The organism is Streptomyces adustus (assembly GCF_009377175.1).
In the GTDB taxonomy this organism is placed as follows: Bacteria; Actinomycetota; Actinomycetes; order Streptomycetales; family Streptomycetaceae; genus Streptomyces; species Streptomyces adustus.
Genome location: NZ_VJZD01000378.1, coordinates 1 through 5,965 on the forward strand (window position 1 = coordinate 1; position 5,965 = coordinate 5,965).

At 74.9% G+C, this 5,965-nt stretch carries 3 protein-coding genes; 2 read left to right on the forward strand and 1 reads right to left on the reverse strand.

Features of this window, described 5'->3' with window-relative positions:
* Positions 1–234 precede the first annotated feature (234 nt).
* On the reverse strand, positions 235–2,337 hold the full coding sequence (locus FNH09_RS43640) for an asparagine synthase-related protein (protein ID WP_152895418.1): 2,103 nt from the start codon (positions 2,335–2,337) through the stop codon (positions 235–237).
* A 757-nt stretch (positions 2,338–3,094) separates the two neighbouring features.
* On the opposite strand from FNH09_RS43640, the gene FNH09_RS43645 reads away from it, so the two are divergent.
* Both FNH09_RS43645 and lhgO read left to right on the forward strand, forming a co-directional pair.
* Positions 3,095–4,522: an NsdA family TPR-like regulatory protein gene (locus tag FNH09_RS43645; RefSeq protein ID WP_152895419.1), complete on the forward strand. Its 1,428-nt coding sequence runs from the start codon at positions 3,095–3,097 to the stop codon at positions 4,520–4,522.
* Positions 4,523–4,575: 53 nt separating this feature from the next.
* Entirely contained in the window at positions 4,576–5,886 is a 1,311-nt protein-coding gene (gene lhgO / locus FNH09_RS43650; RefSeq protein WP_420802840.1) for an L-2-hydroxyglutarate oxidase, read from the forward strand.
* Positions 5,887–5,965 lie beyond the last annotated feature (79 nt).

Consider the following 5,965-nt stretch of genomic DNA (forward strand, 5'->3'; position numbering starts at 1 on the left):
GCGCCGCACGCACCCGCCCCGCGCCGCACGCACCGGTGCCCACGCCCGTGCGCCTGCACGCGCCCGTGCCCTCGGCCGGGTCACCCGCGCGGGCCATCGACCACGGCACGCGCGCGTGCCCGCACCGGCCAGGGCACCCACACGTCCCGCCCCCGACCAGGCACGTACACGTCCCCTGAGCCACGCCGGGCACCCGTGCCCGCCCTCGGCCGAGCCACGCGTGCGTGCCGTCGGCTACGTCAGGCCCCGGGCTCCCCGTACCGGTGCCACGGCCGGGATCACCCGGGTGATCCCGGCCGGTACCGCGCGTGCGCGGGCCGGTGTTCCCGTCCAGCAGGTGCCCCGGCGGGCCAGCAGGCGGCGCAGCCACAGTTCGAGGGAGACCAGGTCGGCGAGGCCGTCGAGGGGGAGGGGCTCGCCGGCCGCGGCGCCGCGCAGGGCCTTGCGCACGACGCGCGCCTCGACGATGCCGGCCTGTGCCAGCAGGGGCGTGTCGAACAGTTCCATCAGCGGGCCCGCGGCCACCCGCAGTCCCGTACGCGTGGCGGCCGCCGCCGACGCGTGGGTGGGGGCGCCCCAGCCGGGCGGGAGGTCGGCGATGCCGGCGCCCCTGAGGACCGTGCGCAGGATCTCGGCGCGGGCGCCGGGCCGTACCCGCAGGGTCTCCGGGAGGGTGCGGCAGGCGCGGACGACCTGGTTGTCGAGGAACGGCGTGTGCAGGCGCTGGAAGCGGATCTCGACGGCCTGTTCCAGGGTGCGCAGGTCCGCCGCGTGCCGGGCGAGGGCGGTACGCGCGCGGAAGTCGCCGGGGCGCTGGCCCGGCCCGCCCCCGGCGCGGTTCGTCGCCCCCTGGAGACGGACCGACACGTCGGCGAGGGCCTCGCCGGTCAGCCAGCGGGCCGCCGGCCCCGGTCTGGCCCACGCGAGGGCGGCGAGCGACGCCTCCACGGCGCCGCCGGGCTCGTCGAAGCGGCGCTGGAGCAGGCGCTCGGCAAGACCCTCCACACCCGCCCGGTACGGGGTGCGCGCCAGCCGCCGGGCGGCGCCGTACACGCGCGCGGGGACCAGCACCGAGCCGTCCGCCTTGGCCAGTGCGGCGACGGGGCGTACGAGATGGCGCCGCTTGCGGTCCATCAGCAGGTCCGCCAGCCGGGCCGGATGGGCGTCCAGGACCTGGCGGGCGCCGTACCCGGTGAAGTGGTCCGCGCTGCCGGAGGCGAGCCGGGCGCGGTGGCGGGCGGCCGTCACCAGGGCCTGGCCGGGTTCGTCGGTCAGCGGGCCGTCCAGGTCGGCGTACGGCAGTGTCTCCTCGCCGCCCGCCACCACCACGTGGTGCAGGCGCGGGTTGGCCGCGAGCCTCCCGGCGCGTTCCACCTCGGCCTCCCGGCCGGTGGACGCCAGGTCGTTGAAGGTGACCGCCAGCAGGCGCTCCCCCGCGCCGGTGCCGTGTCCCAGGACGGTCCCCGGCATGCCGGGCAGTCCGGCGGCCAGAAGTGCCAGGGTGCTGGAGGCGGGTCCGCCGGACAGGTCCGCGCCGATGCCGGGGACCGGCATCCCGCGCGCGGCGCGCCGTTCGGCCGGGCCCATGCCGGGCACCGGACCGGGGTCGATGTCGGCGCCGGGGACGTGCCGGGGGGCGGCGAGACGGGTCCGTACGGCCTCGACGAGCGCGTCGCGGACCGCGTCGACGGCGCGGTCCGGGTCGACCGGGGGCGCGGCCACGGCGAGGGAGGCGACCGGTTCGTAGCCCGCGACCTCGCGCGCTCCGGCGCGCAGGATCAGCGCGTGCCCTGGTGGAATGCGCCGGACGCCGGCGTAGGGGGTGGAGTCGTCCAGGGCGGCGGGGACGTCGGGCGCGGCCAGGAGGGCGGCGAGATGTCCGAAGTCGAGGTTGGCCTCGATGAGGTCGGCGAGCGGCAGCGCGGCCGTGGCGTACGCGGTGCCGTTCGCCCACGGGGTGTAGAACACCGGCCGGGCGCCGGCGAGATCGCCGCAGACGGTGACCCGGCGGCCGACCTGGACGACGGCCGTGTAGCTGCCCGGCCAGGCCGTCAGATGCCGAAGTGCCCCTCCGCGCGCGGTGAGCAGGCCGAGCCGCAGCTCCTCGTCGCTCGCGCCGCAGATGCCGAGGACCGCGATCCGGGTCCGGGCGTCGGCCTGGAGCGTGCGGACCTCGTCCGGGCGCCAGTCGCCGACCGCCCACAGCGGATCGGGGTCGCCCCACAGGAGTTGGGATCCCACCGGGTGCACGGTCTCGCCGTCGTATCCGGTGGCGCCCGCGGAGCCGATGCCGGCGGTCCCCGCGGCGGTGCTGCTCCATCCCACCAACCACCGCATGGACGCCTCCACAGGCTGTGGACAACCAGTGCACCGTACGAACGGTTCACATGCTGCCACGAAGAACGCGTCACAGAGAGGCGACGGAGCCGCTTATGGGCAGGGGAATGCGCCCCCGCACCGGTGTCCGCACCCTCCGAACACCCGTACGCGGTACGGCATCCGCGCCGTGGCGGCGATGCGTCCTCGCCGTGTCCACCACGCGACCTCGGCGCTTCCACGCCGACACCCGCGACGCGAATGCGCCCCCTGCACGCTCCCCAAAAACACCCCGCGCGCCGTCAATATCCATGGTGAGAGCGGAAATGGCCCGCCGGGCGCCGGGGCGATTTTCAGCCAAATAACGAATGGGCCACGACAGTTGGAGCGCGATCGCACACGCTCCGTACAGGCCCCGCCCACCATCGACGGCCGCGCAGCCCGGGAGGCGGAGCTCGCCTCCCGGACCGTTCCGCCGCCCGCGGGGATGAAGGCGGCGGTGTCCCCCAGCCCACTGGATCCAGTACAGCGGGCCGACCCACGCACGACCCATGGAACCGCTCCCGCGATGGCCGGAGAAGAGCGCACGGACAGGCGCACGGCCACACAACGGGAGCACGCCGCAACGGTGCGTACAGGGCCCGTACTTCAGTGCGGACCACAATCCCGCCATCCGGAAGAATGCCCCTTAACGCTTGGGATGCGGCGAACTACGCTGGGTTTACGAATGCCGCATGGTTATGCCAGCGCGGCAGCCGTCTGTGTCGAGGGGTGGCGCATGTCCAGGGAGCAACGCGGGCCGAACGAAAAACTCGGCACCGTTCTCGCCCTCGCGGGAATCAGCAACGCAGGACTCGCGCGTCGCGTCAACGATCTTGGCGCCCAACGCGGGTTGACTCTTCGCTACGACAAGACGTCGGTGGCGCGCTGGGTGTCGAAGGGCATGGTGCCGCAGGGCGCCGCGCCGCACCTGATCGCGGCCGCCATCGGGCAGAAGCTCGGCCGCCCGGTGCCGCTGCACGAGATCGGGCTGGCCGACGCGGACCCGGCACCCGAGGTGGGCCTCGCCTTCCCCCGGGACGTCGGGCAGGCGGTGCGGTCGGCGACCGAGCTCTACCGTCTCGATCTCGCGGGGCGCCGGGCCGGCTCCGGCGGCATCTGGCAGTCGCTGGCCGGCTCGTTCGCGGTGAGCGCGTACGCGACGCCCGCCTCCCGGTGGCTGATAACCCCGGCCGACAGTTCGGTCGCGCGTGAGGTGAACCCCGCCGAAGGGTCCGGCGCACCGCTCAAAGTCGGCCACAGCGACGTGCAGAAGCTGCGGGAGGCCGCGGAGGACGCCAGGCGCTGGGACTCCAAGTACGGGGGCGGCGACTGGCGTTCGTCGATGGTGCCGGAGTGCCTGCGGGTGGAGGCGGCGCCGCTGCTGCTCGGCTCGTACTCCGACGAGGTCGGCAGGGCACTGTTCGGGGCGAGTGCCGAGCTCACCCGGCTCGCCGGGTGGATGGCCTTCGACACGGGCCAGCAGGAGGCCGCCCAGCGCTACTACATCCAGGCCCTGCGCCTGGCCCGGGCGGCCGCGGACGTCCCCCTCGGGGGCTATGTCCTGGCCTCCATGTCCCTCCAGGCGACCTACCGGGGCTTCGGCGACGAGGGCGTCGACCTCGCGCAGGCCGCGCTGGAGCGCAACCGGGGCCTGGCCACCGCCCGCACCATGAGCTTCTTCCGGCTGGTCGAGGCACGCGCGCACGCGCGCGCCGGGGACGCCCAGGCCGCCGGCGCGGCGCTGAAGGCGGCCGAGAGCTGGCTGGAGCGCTCCCGGGACGGCGACAACGACCCGTCCTGGCTGGGCTTCTACTCCTACGACCGCTTCGCCGCCGACGCGGCCGAGTGCTACCGGGACCTGAAGGCACCGCGCCAGGTACGCCGGTTCACCGAGCAGGCGCTGTCGAAGCCGACGGAGGAGTTCGTGCGCTCCCACGGCCTGCGCCTGGTCGTCTCGGCCGTCGCCGAGCTGGAGTCGGGCAACCTCGACGCGGCGTGCGAGCAGGGCGTGCGGGCGGTGGAGGTCGCCGGGCGCATCTCCTCGGCACGCACCACCGAGTACGTGAAGGATCTGCTGCACCGGCTGGAGCCGTACGGCGACGAACCGCGCGTGGTCGAGCTGCGCGAGCGGGCGCGGCCACTGCTGATGATGGCTCCGGCCTGAGTCCGCGACACACGCGGGCGCCTCCCGGGTTTGAGGGCGATGTCAGTGGCGCAGTGCACTATCGGAGCCGGGAGGTGGTGCAGGTGCGGGAGATCGCCCACGACGGTCGCAGCGAGTACGGCGAGTACAGCGGTCACGGCGAGTACGCCGGTCCCGGCGGGTACGGCGGTTACGACTGCGACGTGCTCGTGATCGGCGGCGGGATCGTCGGGCTGTCGACGGCGTACGCGATCACGCGTGCCGCGCCGGGCACACGGGTGACGGTGCTGGAGAAGGAGCCCGGCCCTGCCCGGCACCAGACCGGGCGCAACAGCGGTGTCGTGCACAGCGGGATCTACTACCGGCCCGGCTCCCTCAAAGCCCGGTACGCGGTGCGCGGCGCCGCCGAGATGATCAAATTCTGCACGGAGTACGGCATCGCGCACGCGGTGACCGGCAAGCTGATCGTCGCCACCGGCCGCGAGGAACTCCCCCGGCTGCACGCACTCGTCCAGCGCGGCCGGGAGAACGGCATCCCGGTACGGGAACTGGGCGCCGCCCAGATCGCGGAGTACGAGCCCGAGGTGCGGGGCCTGGCCGCCATCCACGTCGGCACGACGGCCGTGTGCGACTTCGTGGCGGTCGCCCGCCGGCTGGCCGAGGCCTCCGGAGCGGAGATCCGCTACGGGGCGCAGGTCGTACGGATCGACCGGCGGCCGGAGCGGGGGGTCGCCGTGCGGACCGCGCGCGGGGACGTCGTGCGGGGGCGGGTGCTGGTCAACTGCGCCGGACTGCACTGCGACGAGGTGGCGCGGCTGACCGGGGACGAGCCGGAGGTGCGGATCGTGCCGTTCCGGGGCGAGTACTACGAGCTGGCGCGGCCGGAACTGGTGCGGGGGCTGGTCCATCCGGTGCCCGATCCGGCGTTCCCGTTCCTCGGGGTGCACCTCACCCGCGGGATCGACAGGGAGGTCCACATCGGGCCCAACGCGGTGCCGGCGCTGGCCCGCGAGGGGTACGGCTGGGGGGTCGTACGGCCCCGGGACCTGGCCGGTACGGCGGCCTGGCCCGGAACCTGGCGGATGGGCCGACGGCACTGGCGGTACGGGGTGGGCGAGCTGCGCAGATCGGTGTCCAAGCGGGCGTTCGCGCAGGCGGTGCGCAGGTTGCTGCCGGAGGTGACCGAGCAGGATCTCGTGCGGGCGACGCCGGGGGTGCGGGCCCAGGCCGTGCTGCGGGACGGGACGCTGGTGGACGACTTCCTGATCCGGGAGGGCGCGCGGGCCGTGCACGTGCTGAACGCGCCCTCGCCCGCGGCGACGGCCTCGCTGCCGATCGGACGGGATGTGGCCCGCAGGGCGCTGACCGTACTGGGCTCGGCATGAGGACGGGCACCGCACCGGCGGGGACGGCCGCCGGGGCCGGGGCTGTCGGGGCCGGGGCTGTCGGTGGGCGCCGTAAAAT

Bases quoted from the DNA above. Each gene is read 5' to 3' on its own strand.
- FNH09_RS43640 (WP_152895418.1), bottom strand. From the start codon at position 2,337: ATGCGGTGGTTGGTGGGATGGAGCAGCACCGCCGCGGGGACCGCCGGC.
- FNH09_RS43645 (WP_152895419.1), top strand. From the start codon at position 3,095: ATGTCCAGGGAGCAACGCGGGCCGAACGAAAAACTCGGCACCGTTCTC.